The following is a 15,360-nucleotide window of genomic DNA, read 5'->3' on the forward strand; positions in this document are numbered from 1 at the left end:
TATGAAACATCTCAAGGCAATCAATAACAAAGCGTTGAAGCTGGATCAGGCCGCGGATGAAAACCGCATTGAGGAAGTGGTGGCCATGAGTTCTGTGGCGGGCTGTGCCTCGACCACCGACCCGGGCTGGGAAATCGATGCATTCGGCGGTGTGTCTTCGCTGTGCCAGCCGATGGAGGCCGACCTCTACGGTTGCTCCGACCCCTGCTGGTGGCCGGCCCAGGTGCCCGACATGATGAGCACCTACCCGGACTGGAACAAGGATGCCCAGGCGTCCAACGACAACTGGCGCAACCTCGGCACTGTCTTCCCCAAAGACAAGTGATCACAGAAGAAGGATTCCAGCATGCACAACATCAAAGCCTGCGGCCTGGCCGCGTTCGCCGTCCTGAGCAGCTGTTCGGTCAGTGTCCTGGCCGATGAAAACACCGCACTGCAAGACGGTCACGAATACATGTTGACCACCAACTACCCGAACAACCTGCACGTGATCGACCTGGCCACCGACACCCTGTTCAAGACCTGCAAGATGCCCGATGCCTTCGGCCCCGGCACCGTGCAGCTGTCGCCGGACCGCAAGACCGCCTACGTGCTGAACAATCACTATGCGGATGTCTATGGTGTCGAACTGGATAACTGCAAGCAGGTGTTCCACGCCAGCATCACGCAGAAACCGGGGGAGAAGGCCAAGTCTATGTTCGCCTTTACCCTCAGTCACGATGGCAAGGAGCTGTTCACCATCGCCAACCCGACGCTGATGATGAACGACCGCTACGAAGTGCAGCAGCCACGGCTCGACGTGTACAAGACCGATGCCGGCATGGACGCCAAGCCGGTGCGCAGTTTCCCGGCGCCGCGCCAGTTGACCATCATGCAGAGCGGTGACGACGGCACCTTGTATGTGGCCGGGGCGGATGTCTACAAGGTCAATGTGCAAACCGGCAAGTTCGACGTGCTGATCCCCAGTCGTCACTGGAAACGCCCGAACTACAGCGCGCCAGACGTGCTCTACGTGTGGAACCAGCAGACGTACCGGCATGACTTCTCGCTGCTCTACACCGCGGCGAAGTTCAAGGACAAGAAACAGGACCCGGCCACCGCCGAATACCTGTACGGCCTGTTCAGTATCGACCTGAAGACCGGCAAGACCGAAACCACCGACTTCGGGCCTCTGACGGAAATCTACTTCAGCGGCATGCGCTCGCCCAAGGACCCGAACCTGATGTTTGGCGTGCTCAACCGCCTGGCCAAGTACGACATCAAGCAGAAGAAAATGCTCCAGTCCGCCACGCTCGATCACTCCTACTACTGCATTTCCTTCAACAAGGACGGCAGCAAGATTTACCTGGCGGGAACCTTCAACGACGTGGCGATCTTCGATGCCGACAGCCTCAAACAGACGGGCAGCATCAAGTTGCCGGGCGGGGATATGGCGATTACCACGGCGCAGATTTTTGTCCGGTAATTGCGGCGCCTGACCTGACGCTATCGCGAGCAGGCTCGCTCCTACAGTGGATTTTCGGTGAACACAAATTTTGTGCCTGACCGGGAACCCTGTAGGAGCGAGCCTGCTCGCGAAGAGGCCCTTACATACACCAGAGATTCAAACCCCCGGCACCGGACACCCCAAATCCCCCTCCTGACACTTCAGGTAAGTCTTGAACATCTCCACCCGCGCCTTGGTCAATTCAGTCACGCAATTGCTGTAGATCAGCGGATACACACTCCCGCCTTCCACGCCGGACGCCGAGAACCTGCACTCGGCATCGCGGAACGCAATCCACGACCGCTGCGCACCCACCAACTGTTTCTTGCTGTCCGGGTTGCTCTTGAGGCGCGAAGTGATCTGCTGGTACAGCGCATTCAGTTCCTTGTCGGCGGCCGCATGCTGCTGCGACGCGCACTGGTTCATCGTGGCCTGGTCGGTGGCGTTGTCGCAGTTCACGGCAGCATGGGCCAGAGAGGTGAACAACAAAGGCGTCAGCGCCAGGAGAAAGCGTGCGTGCATGGCAGAACCTCGCTGTGACAGGGGAAGTTTGGGGGGCAGTGTAGCGCTGTKGGACGTTCAGCCATCTACGTCTGCCATTGCGGGTACTTTTTTACCGACTCATATTCAAGCCAGGGCTGCTCATGGGATGTCCAGATATGCACCTGTGGCGTCATTTTCGGGTCATTATCCAGTGTCGCCACCCGAACGATCACATGGGGCTGGGCCAATCGCTCCGCCATCAAGTGTGAACCGCAGGCCGAACAGAAATGCCGAAACTTGCCCGGTGACGATTCGTAGCTCGTCAGCCGATCTTGCCCCTTGATCCAGTGAAAGTGCTCGCGCATCACCCCGGCGGTCGATGCAAAAGCCGCTGCGTGTGCCTTGCGGCAGGTTTGGCAATGACAGTGGCTAATGGGCATGTCCAGGCTATCGAGCTCGTATTCGATGGCTTTGCACAGGCAACTGCCGCGCAGGTTTTTCATGGCGCTATCCTTTTCGATGCTGTTTCGAGGGAGAACGTTAGCAGTTTCGACCCTCTGATTTTGTGATTGCCCCAGAACTATCCGCACAAATGCAATCGAATGTCTCGAGCATGGTTGATTGCACATCCCGATTGGTACAACTTTAGGGTTGATCGTGTGGTCTTACTGACTACTGTTCAAGTACAGGAGGTGACTTATGAACCCAGCATCTGATCGCATCGAAAGGAAAATCCTGCTCAAGGCCAAGCGTTCACAGGTCTGGCGCGTGCTGGCCAATGCCGAAATGTTCGGACAGTGGTTTGGCGTGGCGCTGGAGGGCAAGCGTTTTGTGGCAGGCGAGTGGACCCAGGGGCAGGTTACCTACCCCGGTTATGAGCATTTGCGCTGGAATGTACTGGTGGAGCGAGTCGAGCCGGAACGGCTGTTTTCGTTTCGCTGGCACCCTTATGCCGTGAGACCGGAAGTCGACTACTCCCAGGAGCCCACCACACTGGTGAAATTCGAGCTCGAAGACATGGACAACGGCACCTTGCTCAAGGTCTCCGAGTCCGGTTTCGATCACATTCCCCAGGCCCGTCGCGAAAGGGCTTTCCGCATGGACAGTCGTGGCTGGGAAGAGCAAATGAACAATATCGAGCAGTTTTTGATCGATAATGCCAAAGCCCACGAGCAACAGAGCGGCTGAAGTCGGCTCGGAGCCTGTGGCATCCAAGGGTTTTCGGAAGGGGGTATATAGCGAATGTCTTACACGCGATGGTAGCGATGTCGTCTGTTACAAATTGGATCCGATGCGTATTCTCGCCTCACCCACTGAAGCACAGGATGTGCTCAGGATCATGGATGATCGACCATCTGCAAGGAACGCTACGACAAGGAGTCGTCATGGTCTTGGAAAAACCCGCTTCGGCGGGTTTTTTTTGCGCGCATGAAAAGTCATGGCGGCAGGAACCGGGTTCCCGCCGCCATTTTTTCACTGTCGGTCGAGTTTCGCCGCCGCGCGCTCGGTGATCTGCGCCCGCAGCTTCAACGAGCCGGCAGCCCGCTGGCGAGCCTCCTCCAGCACACTGGCCGGGGCCGTCTCCGGGCTGCCTGCGCTAAACGGTGGGGCCGGGGCGTATTCCAGTTGCAGTTGCACCAGCTCGGCGGTGGCCTGGTCGAACAGCTCGGCGGCCAGGGTCAGGGCGAAGTCGATTCCGGCGGTGATGCCGCCACCGGTCAACAGATTGCCGTCGCGAACCACCCGGTCTTTCACCACGATTGCGCCCAGCGGCTTGAGCAGTTCGTGATACGCCCAGTGAGTGGTGGCGCGTTTGCCTTTGAGCAATCCCGCCGCGCCCAGCACCAGCGCGCCGGTGCACACCGACGTGATGTAGCGGGCGTTGGCGGCCTGTGCCTTGAGAAAGTCCAGGGTCTGGTCATCTTCCATCAACGGCCCGACGCCACTGCCACCGGGCACGCAGATCACGTCCAGTGCCGGGCAATCGTCGAAGGTGGTGGTCGGTTTCAACAGCAGGCCGGTGCTGGCGGTGACCGGCATCAGGTCTTTCCAGATCAGATGCACTTTCACATCCGGCAGCGAGGCCAGCACGTCATAAGGGCCGGTCAGGTCCAGTTGCTGAAGCTGTGGAAACAACAGAAAGCCGATCTGCAACGTCATGGTGTTTTTCTCGTGAAGTGGGTGGACGGTTTGACTGTAGGCTCGTAGGCTTTGGCGTATACGCCAATATCCCCACGAATTACGCCAAATGTCGAAAACCATCCGTGTACTCGCTTTCGCCAACGTGCAATTGCTCGACGTCACCGGGCCGCTGCAGGTATTCGCTTCGGCCAACGACATAGCCCGTCAGCAAGGCCTGCCGCGACCCTACGCACCGACGGTGATTGCCAGCGGCGGCGGGGCGGTGATGTCGTCGGCGGGGTTGGCGCTGTTGGCCGAACCGTTGCCGGATGGCGGCAGCGATACCCTGATCATCGCCGGTGGCTGGGGTGTTTACGCAGCGGCGCAAGATGCGCCGTTGGTCGCCTGGGTGCGCGAACATGCCCATGGCTGCCGGCGGGTTTCTTCGGTGTGCACCGGTGCGTTTCTGCTGGCGGCCAGCGGCTGGCTCGATGGCCGGCGCGTGGTCACCCACTGGACCCGTTGCGAGCAGCTGGCGCAGCAGCACCCGCGCTTGCAGGTCGAGCCCAATCCGATCTTCATCAACGACGGTCCGGTCTGGACCTCGGCCGGAGTGACTGCCGGTATCGACCTGGCATTGGCCATGGTCGAACAGGACCTGGGGCGCAACATGGCCCTGGAGGTCGCCCGGCAACTGGTGGTGTTTCTCAAGCGTCCGGGTGGCCAGTCGCAGTTCAGCGTAACCCTGTCCCTGCAACAGGAAGGCAACCGTTTCGACGAACTTCACGCCTGGATCAGCGAAAACCTGACCCACGACCTGGGCATCCCGACCCTGGCCTTGCAGGCCGGCATGAGCGAACGCAGCTTCGTGCGCCACTACCGCGCCGACACCGGCCAGACCCCGGCCCGGGCCATCGAACTGATCCGCGTCGAAACCGCACGGCGTCTGCTCAGCGACACTGGCGTGCCGATCAAACGGCTGGCGGTGCAATGCGGCTTCGGCAGCGAAGAAACCCTGCGCCGCAGTTTCCTGCGGGCCATGGGCGTGACACCGCAGGCTTATCGGGAGCGGTTTTCGGTCAGTGTTGCGGCAGATCCGGTGTCCGGTTCACGTCAGGCTTCAACTTCCGCCAGCTGATTGAAATACTTCGCCCGATCCGGCGTAAACGTCACCACCATCCCGGTTCGCGAGCAGGTCAGCGCCCGTTCTTCGCTCAAATCAACATCCAGATCTTCCCCACGCAACCCTTGCCACTGTGCGAGGTATTTGAGGGAGCCATATTTTTCGAGTTTCTTAAGACTGCGGCTGACGCCACCTTTCCAGCCCAGTACCGGCAACTCGCCGGCGAGGCACTGACGGGCGAGGTCGGGGAAACGGGCGGCGCGCTGGCGGCCGACTTCCCAGCATTTGATCAGGCCCTTGTCACCGGCCTCCCAGAGTTCTTCGCGGTTCAAACCGGTTCGCAGCGGGGAGTCGATGCTGCGTTGGATGCGTTGGGTCATTCTGGTTCCTTGAATTCGGGGGGGTCTGGACAGCTCCGCTGTACCCGTTGAGCAAAGATGTTAGGTGGGGATGTAGCGGCTGGCAACAGGGTAATTTCGGGGTGTTTGCTGATGGCCGATGTTTAAAAAGTGTAGGGCCAGGTTTGCGAAACCTGTGGTGTTGGAAGCTTGTACTCATGGCTGCCAGACGGTTTTCTCCCCACTCAACCTCCGGTCCAGAAAACACGCCGCACTGATCAACGCCAGATGCGTCAATGCCTGCGGTGTGTTGCCCATATGCCGCCCATGGCTGTCGAACTCTTCGGCATACAGCCCCAGCGGGTTGGCGTACCTGAGCAACTGTTCGAACTCCAGATGGGCCTTGTTCAATTGGCCGGCGCGGGCCAGGCATTCGACGTACCAGAACGAGCAGGCGGCGAAGGCGCCTTCGCTGCCGGGCAGGCCGTCGATCTGACTGTCGTCGTTGCGGTAGCGGTAGATCATGCCGTCGCGTACCAGGCTCTTTTCGATGGCTTGCAGGGTCGCCAGCCAGCGCGGGTCGCGGGCGCTGACGAAACGCACCAGCGGCATCAGCAGCATCGAGCCATCCAGGCCGGTGCCGCCGATGTGCTGGACGAAATGCCCGCGCTCTTCATTCCAGAAGTTCTCCCAGATGTCGGCGTAGATCGCCTGACGGGTTTGGTCCCAACGTGCGAACGGTGCCGGCAGCGAACGTTTCGAGGCGAGGCGGATGGCGCGGTCCAGGGCGACCCAGCACATCAGCCGTGAATGCAGGAAATGGTATTGCCCGCCGCGCATTTCCCAGATTCCGACGTCCTTTTGCTCCCAGGTTGCACAGACCTGATCCACCACTTCCATCGTGTGTTTCCAGCCTTCATGGGAAATGGCTTCGCCGTATTTGTTGACCAGGTAAATCGCGTCCATCAGCTCGCCAAAGATATCGAGCTGGACCTGTTCACAGGCCTGATTGCCGATGCGCACCGGTTGTGCGCCAGCATGGCCGGACAGGTGCGGCAGCTCGACCTCCGGCAACTCCTGACGACCGTCGATGGCGTAGAGAATGTTGAGCTTCATCGGCTTGCCCTGACAGTCACTGACCCGCCCGCGCAACCAGCGCATGTAGGCGTTGGCTTCTTCGACGAAGCCCAGGCGCATGAATGCATAGACAGTGAACGAGGCGTCGCGGATCCAGGTGAAGCGATAGTCCCAGTTACGTGCGCCACCAGGGCTTTCCGGCAGGCCGAACGTCGCGGCGGCGAGAATCGCGCCGTGTTTGCGTGAGGTCAGCAGCTTCATTGCCAGAGCCGAGCGGTTGACCATTTCGCGCCATCGGCCGCGGTAGTTGGACTGGCCGATCCAGTCACGCCAGAACTTGAGGGTGCGTTGCAGGCACAGTTCGGCAGCGCCTTCCTTGAAGCGCGGATCGTTGACGGCGCCGAGCAGGAACTGGCCTGTCTGGTCTTGTTCGAGGGTGAATTCGGCGACTGCCACATTGGCGTCGATGCGTAAGGCCTGATCCGAAGATAGCCGCAACGCCGGTTGACTGGCGGCCTCGAAGAGCACGTCCCGCTTGTCCACGCGTGCGTGGGTCGTGGCACGGGCGTAGTCATGGCGCACAGCACAACGCATGTGGAAAGTGGCGCTGCCGCTGACCACGCGGATCCGCCGCATCAGCAGCGGCAGGTCATCTTCGGTGTCGCCGACGGGCAGCAGATCGGTGACTTCGACCACGGCCCGATCACTGAGCCAGCGGCTCAGCAGCACATTGGTGTCAGGGAGGTAAATCTGTTCGCGGCGGGCATCGGGCAAGTCCGGCGACAACTGGAAAATTCCCGCCTCGGGGGTGTCCAGCAGCGAGCAGAAGATCGACGGACTGTCGAATTCCGGCCAGCAGAAAAAGTCCACGCTGCCCTTGTCATTGACCAGCGCCGCGCTACGCATGTCGCCGATGATGCCGTGGGCGTCGATGGGGCTTTGGCGTTCGGGGTGATCAGCCATTGTCGCGAAACTCCGGGAACCAGGGGCCTATTCAGCTGACTGGTCGGGGCAGCGAGAGTTCATTTGGCGGGGGGTGTGAGTTGTCTGTGAGGGCCTCTTCGCGGGCAAGCCCRCTCCTACAGTTGATGGGTGTACACCGTCCAATGTAGGAGTGGGCTTGCCCGCGAAGGGGCCTTCACATTCGACCAACAATTCCACGCTTCCCCCACAATCAGCCGTTATGGCAACGTGCAGTCCCCTGATGAGACCCGTCCCATGGCAAACCCCTACCGCGAACTATTCAAAGCCCCCGGCAGCGGCGCATTCGTGCTGGCCGGGATGATCGCGCGCATGCCGATTTCCATGACCGGCATCGGCCTGATCACCATGCTTTCACAGTTGCAGGGTGGCTACGCAATGGCCGGCGCGGTGGCGGCGACCTTCGCCCTGGCCACGGCGTTTTGCGCGCCGCAGGTCTCGCGGCTGGTGGATCGCTATGGCCAGGGGCGGATTCTGCCGGTGGCGGCGTTGCTAGGCGGTGGGGCACTGTTGCTGCTGTTGCTGTGCACGCGGTTGCAGGCGCCGCACTGGACGCTGTTTGTCTTCGCCGCGCTGGCCGGTTGCATGCCGAGCATGTCGGCGATGGTGCGGGCGCGCTGGACCGAGGTGTATCGCGGCCGCCCCGAGTTGCAGACCGCCTACGCCCTGGAGTCGGTGCTGGACGAAGTCTGCTTCATCGTCGGGCCACCACTGTCGGTGGGGTTGTGCGTGGTGGCATTCCCCGAGGCCGGGCCGCTGGCGGCCTTGCTGGCACTGGCCATCGGCGTCACCGCGTTCGTGTTGCAGCGCAGCACGGAGCCGCCAGTGCATCCCCATGAAGAACATCACCAGGGCTCGATCATCCGCTCTCGCGACATTCAGTTGCTGATGCTGTTGATGGTGGCCATGGGCACCATCGTCGGCGTGGTGGACGTGGTCAGCGTCGCCTTCGCCCAGCAGCAGGGCCAACCAGCGGCGGCGAGCATCGTGCTGTCGGTGTACGCCATCGGCTCATGCCTGGCCGGGTTGGCGTTCGGCGCACTACGCTCGAAAGTGCCGCTGGCACGCCTGTTCCTGTACGGCGGGGTAGCGACGGCGGTGACCACCTTGCCGTTGCTGCTGGCGGTGAACATTTTCGGCTTGTCCCTGGCGGTGTTTGTCGCCGGCCTGTTTTTTGCCCCCACGCTGATTGTCGCCATGGCCCTGGTGGAGCAGATCGTGCCGCCGGCCAAACTCACCGAAGGCCTGACCTGGCTGGTCACCGGCCTGAGCATCGGCGTGGCGATCGGCGCCGCCGGCTCCGGCTGGCTGGTGGATGCCTTCGGCGCACGCAGCGGGTTCTGGCTGGCGATTGCGGCGGGGGCGGTGGTGCTCGGTTCCGCGATCCCGAGCTATCGCCATCTGAAATGAAGATCCATTGCTGGAAAACAGCCCCCCCTGTGGGAGCGAGCTTGCTCGCGATAGCGGAGTATCAGTCTAAATCATCAGTGCCTGACACACCGTCATCGCGAGCAAGCTCGCTCCCACAGGTTGTCTTGCACTGACTCAGATAACTAAGACGGATCAAGCCGATCCAGCGCCCGATTCACCGCCAGTTCCCCGAGCATGATCACCTGCGCAATCCCCAACAGCGCATGGCGACTTGTCCCCTGCAGATGATCCACCAGATCGTTGGCCATGACATTGGCCGAAGCCAGCGATTCGCACGCATGCACCAGCAGGGTTTCGGTACTGAGTTCGGGGTTGACGATGAACATGGAGCTGGGTGTGCGCGGAGTGGCCATGATGTTGGGGCCCGGGTTGAAGTCGTGATCGAGGGCGCGCTCGGCGGCTTCGTGGAATTGTTTTGAATCGGGGCTTTCGTACGGGGATGCCGGGTCGGAGTCCGGCGGATTTGGAGTAACTTTGAACATGATTTGGGTCCTGTAAGTATGAGCTACCACCGCTTCTCTACTAATAAGAAGGGTGGTAGCTGTGCGCAGGTTAGTAGACCGGGGACCCAAGGAGCCGGCGCGCCCGAGGGCGCCCTGCACACAGCCACCATAAAGTGCAGGGATGGGATACCTGACTGTTTGATGGGCTATGCGCCTTGAGTAACCACGGGCTACTAAACCCGATCACTGACAATCAGTGACCCGAACCAAGTTACCGACACCCCCCAAGGCGCACAAGCCGGCGGATTCTGGCGTACCTGTAGGCAACGGCGCAAGGCGTTGTGGCTTTCACGAAGTAACCTGTAGGCCGCTTAAACAGGCGCTATCGAGTGATTGTTAACTTGCTGTTTTGCCTTGTCAGAGAGCGTTGGAATCCTCGGAATCGGCAGGAAAAATCCTACGAAAGTTTGCGGTTGGCCGTCGGAAGAACAGCCCTTACGATCTGACGTTACGCATTGGTCGGTTTGGCAAATGACACTTCATCTTGCGATCGACGACAGCGCCCCCGATACCGATTAGACTGCTACCCGTAGACCCCGGAGGCCATTATGAGCGCCGAACTTTCCCCCATCGTTTCAGAGTTTGAGACCAAAGAGCAGGCCGCCAGCTATGACCGTTGGTTCCGCGCCAAGGTGCAAGCTTCGATTGACGACCCGCGCCCGAATGTCCCGCATGATCAGGTGATGGCTGATATGCGTGCCCTCATCGAGTCAAAGCGCAACAAGCACGATGCTGGTTGAGTGGCGGCCCGAAGCTCGGGCCGAACTCTGGCAAATCCTGAACTACATTGGCGACCGAAACTTCGTAGCGGCCAGCGAGCTATTTCAAGCCATTGAGGCTGCTACATCGGCCCTTCCCGAACATCCCTACCTTTATCGATTCGGTCGAGTACCCGGCACTCGGGAGATTGTCGTGCATCCCAACTACCTGGTGGTCTACCGAGTGATGGATCGAATCGAGATATTGAGCGTGTTGCATGCTCGGCAGGAATATCCCTGATCCATGGGGGACGTGTTCGGTCCGTTCACCCATCGGCAGGTGGCTTGCGAGTGGCTCGCCTGTGCAGTGAGCGTGGGCGCATTTGTGTTTCAGCAATGTTCACGGCTGAAGGCATAAACCACAGGCCTCGGGCGCGGGCGGCAGCGGGGCCCATCTTCCGCATCCCGTATCGGCTATGTATTATCGGTTTCGGCCCGATGCTGCCCGCCGCTCGCTCCCGCTGGGAAAGGTGAAAGCATCTCCTCCTCATACGAACCCTGTCGCCTCTCTTGACGGTCGAGGTTTGGCAATGCGAGCACCAAGGCATCTCGGCTACAGGAGCAGCCATGTTTTCAATCGAGCAAGCCAAGCAAATGGCCAAACAGTTGCGCGCCTCGCTGGAGGAACGCAATCAAGCGGTGACCCATTCCACCGCGCTGGAACTGGTCGCGCAGCAACTGGGCTACAAGGACTGGAACACCGCGTCGGCGATGCTTGCCCAGGCCAACACCCCGCCAGCGCCGAGCATTACCTTCGATAAACCCATCCCCATTTTGCGCAGTTTCGACGAAGCCAAGGCGCGGGAGTTCTATCTGGATTTCCTAGGCTTTAGCGTCGAGTTCGAGCATCGTTTCGAGGCGGATTTGCCGCTGTACCTGGGCATCAGTCGCGACGGGCTGCAACTGCATCTTTCCGAGCACCACGGCGATGCCAGCCCGGGCTCGACGGTGTTCGTGCCCATGCAAAACATCGAACTGCTCAGGGACGAATTGCAGGGCAAGCGCTACGGCTACGGACGTCCGGATATTGTTCAGCAGGGCTGGGGCAAGGAGCTGCAAGTCCACGACCCGTTCGGCAACCGGATTCGCTTCTGCCAGTATTGATCAGGCGGTGCGGACCAGGGCGACCCGGTCCGCTTTGAACCACCCAGTATTAAGGACGGACACGGCATGACCACGCAGGACACTTCGCTTCAAGACATCGCCGCGCCCGAAGGCGTTTGTTATGGCTGCGGCAGCCAGAACTCGCACGGGCTGCACATCAAGAGCTTCTGGCATGAAGACGGGGTGCATGTCATGGCGCAGCATTTGCCGGATGACAAGTATTGCGGCTGGCCGGATCTGGTTTACGGCGGTTTGATCGCGATGCTGGTGGATTGTCATTCCAACTGGGCCGCGATGGCTTATCACTACCGGGCAGAGCAGCGCGAAGTGGGCAGCTCGCCCCACATCACCTGCGTCACCGGTAACCTGGGCATCAAGTTCATCAAGCCCACCCCGATGGGCGTACCCCTGACACTGCGTGCCAAAGTCGAGGGCGATGTCGGGCGCAAATGTCGGGTCATTTGCGAGGTCTTCGCCGGGGATGTCCTGACCGCTGTCGGGGATTCCGTTTTTGTCCGCGTCGATACCGGGCAACTCAGGGCCGCCGCGCACAGCCATACGTTGAAAGCAGAAAACGGAACCGGGTCGCTGTAGCCAGTTGAGTCCAGCGGCGACCACAAGACCGCCATCGCGAGCAGGCTCGCTCCCACAATGGACCGGTGTTCACAGAACCCATGTGGGAGCGAGCCTGCTCGCGATGGGGCCAGAAAGAACACCGCAAATATTGATTCCTGAACCCTTCCTGAAGAACCCCATGATTCACCCCGGCAAGACTTTGTATCGGGTTTACTCGCCAAACATCGGGGCGTAAGCTTCGCGCGTTTTCATCCATTACGGAGACCCACAGTGGGTACTTGTTCGAGTGACAGTTGTCGGCCGGTCTCGGTAACCGGCATTTTCTCGGCAAGATAACGCGCAGTCTCCTGTGCCGTTGTCTCGCCGAAAAGCGAGCAGCGGCATCCTGATCATGGCCAGTCCTGGCCGTGTCCCGACGTCCTCTTCTCATCGACGCTGAACAGTGTGTGGTTTCGACTTTTTGTCGTGGCCGCCGCTCTATCGACACGCCTGTCATTCGTGACCGGCGCGCCAGGCCTTGCTTTGCCGGTTGTTCCGGCGGCAGCGGCGTGGACCTGCCTGCTCGACGGTTTCCCGGCTGACCAAAGGGGCACCAGCCATGAAACTTACCCTCAAGGAATTCTTCGCAGGTTTCCTGCGTAACCGCCACATCGCCCGGCACTTCCGTCGCCTGGCGTTGCTGGAAACCTTCACCGACACCACGGTCAGCCGTGAAGTCCCTCCCACCCTGGCGCAAACCCTGGTGGCCGCTGCCGGCAGCGACTCCGGTCAATTGCTCAACACCCTGGGCAGTCACGCCGACGGCTTGAGCGAACTCGAAGCCGAGGCCCTGCGCGAGCAATTCGGCCTCAACGAAGTCGAGCACGAACAACCGCTGCCCTGGTGGACGCACCTGTGGCACTGCTACAAGAATCCGTTCAACCTGTTGCTGACGTTGCTGGCGGTCATCTCCTGGCTGACCGAAGACATGAAAGCCGCCATCGTGATTTTCTCCATGGTGGTGCTCTCGACCTTGCTGCGATTCTGGCAGGAAACCAAATCCAACCAGGCCGCCGATGCCCTCAAGGCCATGGTCAGCAACACTGCCACTGTGATGCGCCGGGACCTTGAGGACCGCAGCGAGCAGCGCATCGAACTGCCGATCAGGCAACTGGTGCCGGGCGACCTGATCGTGCTGTCGGCCGGTGACATGATTCCCGCCGATTGCCGGGTGCTCAGCGCCAAGGACCTGTTCGTCAGCCAGGCGGCCATGACCGGTGAATCGATGCCGGTGGAAAAGTTTCCCCGTCAGCAGGACCGCGACACGCGCAATCCACTGGACCTGGACAACATCCTGTTCATGGGCACCAACGTGGTGTCCGGCACGGCCTTGGCGGTGATTCTCACCACCGGCAACAGCACCTATTTCGGCGCCCTGGCCCAGCGCGTGGGTGCAACCGACCGGGCGCCGACTTCGTTCCAGACCGGGGTCAACAAAGTCAGCTGGCTGCTGATCCGCTTCATGTTCGTGATGGCGCCACTGGTGTTGTTCATCAACGGTTTCACCAAGGGCGACTGGACCGAAGCGTTGCTGTTCGCGCTGTCGATCGCCGTGGGCCTGACTCCGGAAATGCTGCCGATGATCGTCACCTCGACCCTGGCCAAGGGCGCGGTGTTCCTGTCGCGCAAAAAAGTCATCGTCAAACGCCTCGACGCCATTCAGAACTTCGGCGCCATGGACGTGCTGTGCACCGACAAGACCGGCACCCTGACCCAGGACAAGATCTTCCTGGCGCGCAACGTCGACGTCTGGGGCAACGACTCCGATGACGTGCTGGAAATGGCCTACCTCAACAGTTACTACCAGACCGGCCTGAAAAACCTGCTGGATGTGGCGGTGCTCGAGCACGTCGAGGTCCACCGTGAGCTGAAAGTCGGCACGGCGTTTCGCAAGGTCGACGAGATCCCGTTCGACTTCACTCGCCGGCGCATGTCGGTGGTGGTCGCCGAGCGCGATCAACCGCACCTGCTGATCTGCAAGGGCGCGGTGGAAGAAGTGCTGGCGGTCTGCTCGCGGGTACGTCACGGCGAAGTCGATGAAGTTCTGACCGAAGAGTTGCTGGCGCGAATTCGTCAGGTCACGGCCACGTTCAACGGCGAAGGCTTGCGTGTGGTTGCGGTAGCGGCACGGCCAATGACCGAAGGGCGCGACACCTACAGCCTGGCCGATGAACAGGCACTGACGCTGATCGGCTACGTGGCGTTCCTCGATCCACCGAAGGAAAGCACCGCGCCCGCCCTCAAGGCGTTGGCGGCCCACGGTGTGGCGGTGAAAGTGCTGACCGGCGACAACGAACTGGTAACGGCGAAGATCTGCCGCGAAGTCGGCCTGGAGCAGCAAGGCCTGCTGATGGGCCACGACATCGAACGCATGAGCGATGCCGAACTGGCGAAAGCCGTGGAGACTACCAACGTCTTCGCCAGGCTGACGCCATCGCACAAGGAGCGCATCGTCCGTCTGCTCAAGGGCAACGGCCATGTGGTCGGTTTCATGGGCGACGGCATCAACGACGCCCCGGCCCTGCGCACCGCCGACATCGGCATTTCCGTGGACAGCGCCGTGGACATCGCCAAGGAAGCGGCCGACATCATCCTGCTGGAAAAGAGCCTGATGGTGCTGGAGGAGGGCGTGCTGGAAGGGCGCCGGACCTTTGCCAACATGCTCAAGTACATCAAGATGACCGCCAGTTCGAACTTCGGCAACGTGTTCTCGGTGCTGGTGGCCAGTGCGTTCATCCCGTTCCTGCCGATGCTGCCGATGCACCTGCTGGTGCAGAACCTGCTCTATGACATTTCGCAGATCGCCATTCCGTTCGATAACGTCGATGACGAAATGCTCAAGCAACCGCAGCGCTGGCAGCCGGCGGATGTCGGGCGCTTCATGCTGTTTTTCGGGCCGATCAGTTCGATCTTCGACATCACCACGTTCGCCTTGATGTGGTACGTGTTCGACGCCAACACCCCGGACCACCAAACCCTGTTCCAGTCCGGCTGGTTCGTGGTCGGGCTGCTGACCCAGACACTGATCGTGCACATGATCCGCACGCCGAAGATCCCGTTCCTGCAAAGCCGCGCGGCCATGCCGTTGCTGGTGATGACCGGACTGATCATGGCCGTGGGGATTTTCCTGCCGATGGGACCGCTGGCGCATTACTTCAAATTGCAGGCATTGCCGTCGCTGTACTTCGTGTTCCTGCCGGTGATCCTGCTGGCGTACATGGCGCTGACCCAGGCGGTGAAGGGGTTCTACATTCGGCGGTTTGGCTGGCAGTAATGCTGCCAGATGTAGGAGCGAGCCTGCTCGCGATGACTGAGTGTCAGGCGATATCCATGTCAACTG

At 60.6% G+C, this 15,360-nt stretch carries 16 protein-coding genes; 10 read left to right on the forward strand and 6 right to left on the reverse strand.

Annotated features, from left to right (window positions below):
• Position 1: 1 nt before the first annotated feature.
• Both qhpC and peaD read left to right on the forward strand, forming a co-directional pair.
• Positions 2-325: a quinohemoprotein amine dehydrogenase subunit gamma gene (gene qhpC / locus AC1DRN_RS26205; protein WP_008016081.1), complete on the forward strand. Its 324-nt coding sequence runs from the start codon at positions 2-4 to the stop codon at positions 323-325.
• A 21-nt stretch (positions 326-346) separates the two neighbouring features.
• A complete protein-coding gene (gene peaD / locus AC1DRN_RS26210) occupies positions 347-1,465 on the forward strand; it encodes a quinohemoprotein amine dehydrogenase subunit beta (protein ID WP_223462408.1) in 1,119 nt (372 codons plus the stop codon).
• Positions 1,466-1,603: 138 nt separating this feature from the next.
• On the opposite strand, the gene AC1DRN_RS26215 is transcribed toward peaD, so the two are convergent.
• Positions 1,604-2,008: a lysozyme inhibitor LprI family protein gene (locus tag AC1DRN_RS26215; RefSeq protein WP_223462407.1), complete on the reverse strand. Its 405-nt coding sequence runs from the start codon at positions 2,006-2,008 to the stop codon at positions 1,604-1,606.
• 65 nt (positions 2,009-2,073) lie between these two features.
• Complete coding sequence (locus tag AC1DRN_RS26220) at positions 2,074-2,472, reverse strand: GFA family protein (RefSeq protein WP_223462406.1); 399 nt, start codon at positions 2,470-2,472, stop codon at positions 2,074-2,076.
• A 196-nt stretch (positions 2,473-2,668) separates the two neighbouring features.
• On the opposite strand from AC1DRN_RS26220, the gene AC1DRN_RS26225 reads away from it, so the two are divergent.
• Entirely contained in the window at positions 2,669-3,157 is a 489-nt protein-coding gene (locus AC1DRN_RS26225) for an SRPBCC family protein (RefSeq protein ID WP_223462405.1), read from the forward strand.
• 285 nt (positions 3,158-3,442) lie between these two features.
• On the opposite strand, the gene inhA is transcribed toward AC1DRN_RS26225, so the two are convergent.
• Positions 3,443-4,129 carry an isonitrile hydratase gene (inhA, locus tag AC1DRN_RS26230; protein WP_223462404.1) on the reverse strand — a complete coding sequence of 229 codons (687 nt, stop codon included), beginning with the start codon at positions 4,127-4,129 and terminating at the stop codon, positions 3,443-3,445.
• Between the two features lie 88 nt (positions 4,130-4,217).
• Between inhA and AC1DRN_RS26235 the strand changes: the two genes are divergently transcribed.
• Entirely contained in the window at positions 4,218-5,228 is a 1,011-nt protein-coding gene (locus tag AC1DRN_RS26235; protein ID WP_223462403.1) for a GlxA family transcriptional regulator, read from the forward strand.
• Here the strand turns inward: AC1DRN_RS26235 and AC1DRN_RS26240 are convergent.
• Together AC1DRN_RS26240 and AC1DRN_RS26245 are read right to left on the reverse strand one after the other, a co-directional pair.
• Positions 5,204-5,593: a hypothetical protein gene (locus AC1DRN_RS26240; RefSeq protein WP_223462402.1), complete on the reverse strand. Its 390-nt coding sequence runs from the start codon at positions 5,591-5,593 to the stop codon at positions 5,204-5,206. The genes AC1DRN_RS26235 and AC1DRN_RS26240 overlap by 25 nt on opposite strands.
• 174 nt (positions 5,594-5,767) lie before the next feature.
• On the reverse strand, positions 5,768-7,591 hold the full coding sequence (locus AC1DRN_RS26245; protein ID WP_223462401.1) for a glycoside hydrolase family 15 protein: 1,824 nt from the start codon (positions 7,589-7,591) through the stop codon (positions 5,768-5,770).
• 255 nt (positions 7,592-7,846) lie between these two features.
• Between AC1DRN_RS26245 and AC1DRN_RS26250 the strand changes: the two genes are divergently transcribed.
• On the forward strand, positions 7,847-9,019 hold the full coding sequence (locus AC1DRN_RS26250) for an MFS transporter (RefSeq protein ID WP_223462400.1): 1,173 nt from the start codon (positions 7,847-7,849) through the stop codon (positions 9,017-9,019).
• 143 nt (positions 9,020-9,162) lie between these two features.
• On the opposite strand, the gene AC1DRN_RS26255 is transcribed toward AC1DRN_RS26250, so the two are convergent.
• Complete coding sequence (locus AC1DRN_RS26255) at positions 9,163-9,522, reverse strand: DUF6124 family protein (RefSeq protein WP_223462399.1); 360 nt, start codon at positions 9,520-9,522, stop codon at positions 9,163-9,165.
• 569 nt (positions 9,523-10,091) lie between these two features.
• On the opposite strand from AC1DRN_RS26255, the gene relB reads away from it, so the two are divergent.
• The 5 genes from relB (at position 10,092) to mgtA (ending at position 15,294) form a co-directional block, all read left to right on the forward strand.
• Positions 10,092-10,283 (forward strand): type II toxin-antitoxin system RelB family antitoxin, encoded by a 192-nt coding sequence (gene relB / locus AC1DRN_RS26260; RefSeq protein ID WP_223462398.1) that lies wholly within the window; start codon positions 10,092-10,094, stop codon positions 10,281-10,283.
• A complete protein-coding gene (locus tag AC1DRN_RS26265; RefSeq protein ID WP_116581481.1) occupies positions 10,273-10,542 on the forward strand; it encodes a type II toxin-antitoxin system RelE/ParE family toxin in 270 nt (89 codons plus the stop codon). The genes relB and AC1DRN_RS26265 overlap by 11 nt, the downstream gene beginning before the upstream one ends.
• Positions 10,543-10,868: 326 nt before the next feature.
• A complete protein-coding gene (locus AC1DRN_RS26270; protein WP_223462397.1) occupies positions 10,869-11,405 on the forward strand; it encodes a glyoxalase superfamily protein in 537 nt (178 codons plus the stop codon).
• 66 nt (positions 11,406-11,471) lie between these two features.
• Positions 11,472-11,999, forward strand: a complete 528-nt coding sequence (locus tag AC1DRN_RS26275) for a PaaI family thioesterase (RefSeq protein WP_223462396.1) — start codon at positions 11,472-11,474, stop codon at positions 11,997-11,999.
• Positions 12,000-12,579: 580 nt separating this feature from the next.
• Positions 12,580-15,294, forward strand: a complete 2,715-nt coding sequence (gene mgtA, locus AC1DRN_RS26280; protein WP_223462395.1) for a magnesium-translocating P-type ATPase — start codon at positions 12,580-12,582, stop codon at positions 15,292-15,294.
• Positions 15,295-15,360: the final 66 nt, after the last annotated feature.

The organism is Pseudomonas sp. P5_B3 (assembly GCF_056400405.1).

Bases quoted from the DNA above. Each gene is read 5' to 3' on its own strand.
- inhA (WP_223462404.1), bottom strand. From the start codon at position 4,129: ATGACGTTGCAGATCGGCTTTCTGTTGTTTCCACAGCTTCAGCAACTG.
- peaD (WP_223462408.1), top strand. From the start codon at position 347: ATGCACAACATCAAAGCCTGCGGCCTGGCCGCGTTCGCCGTCCTGAGC.
- AC1DRN_RS26275 (WP_223462396.1), top strand. From the start codon at position 11,472: ATGACCACGCAGGACACTTCGCTTCAAGACATCGCCGCGCCCGAAGGC.
- AC1DRN_RS26225 (WP_223462405.1), top strand. From the start codon at position 2,669: ATGAACCCAGCATCTGATCGCATCGAAAGGAAAATCCTGCTCAAGGCC.
- AC1DRN_RS26245 (WP_223462401.1), bottom strand. From the start codon at position 7,591: ATGGCTGATCACCCCGAACGCCAAAGCCCCATCGACGCCCACGGCATC.
- AC1DRN_RS26255 (WP_223462399.1), bottom strand. From the start codon at position 9,522: ATGTTCAAAGTTACTCCAAATCCGCCGGACTCCGACCCGGCATCCCCG.
- AC1DRN_RS26220 (WP_223462406.1), bottom strand. From the start codon at position 2,472: ATGAAAAACCTGCGCGGCAGTTGCCTGTGCAAAGCCATCGAATACGAG.
- AC1DRN_RS26250 (WP_223462400.1), top strand. From the start codon at position 7,847: ATGGCAAACCCCTACCGCGAACTATTCAAAGCCCCCGGCAGCGGCGCA.
- AC1DRN_RS26235 (WP_223462403.1), top strand. From the start codon at position 4,218: ATGTCGAAAACCATCCGTGTACTCGCTTTCGCCAACGTGCAATTGCTC.
- AC1DRN_RS26215 (WP_223462407.1), bottom strand. From the start codon at position 2,008: ATGCACGCACGCTTTCTCCTGGCGCTGACGCCTTTGTTGTTCACCTCT.
- qhpC (WP_008016081.1), top strand. From the start codon at position 2: ATGAAACATCTCAAGGCAATCAATAACAAAGCGTTGAAGCTGGATCAG.
- mgtA (WP_223462395.1), top strand. From the start codon at position 12,580: ATGAAACTTACCCTCAAGGAATTCTTCGCAGGTTTCCTGCGTAACCGC.
- AC1DRN_RS26265 (WP_116581481.1), top strand. From the start codon at position 10,273: ATGCTGGTTGAGTGGCGGCCCGAAGCTCGGGCCGAACTCTGGCAAATC.
- AC1DRN_RS26240 (WP_223462402.1), bottom strand. From the start codon at position 5,593: ATGACCCAACGCATCCAACGCAGCATCGACTCCCCGCTGCGAACCGGT.
- AC1DRN_RS26270 (WP_223462397.1), top strand. From the start codon at position 10,869: ATGTTTTCAATCGAGCAAGCCAAGCAAATGGCCAAACAGTTGCGCGCC.
- relB (WP_223462398.1), top strand. From the start codon at position 10,092: ATGAGCGCCGAACTTTCCCCCATCGTTTCAGAGTTTGAGACCAAAGAG.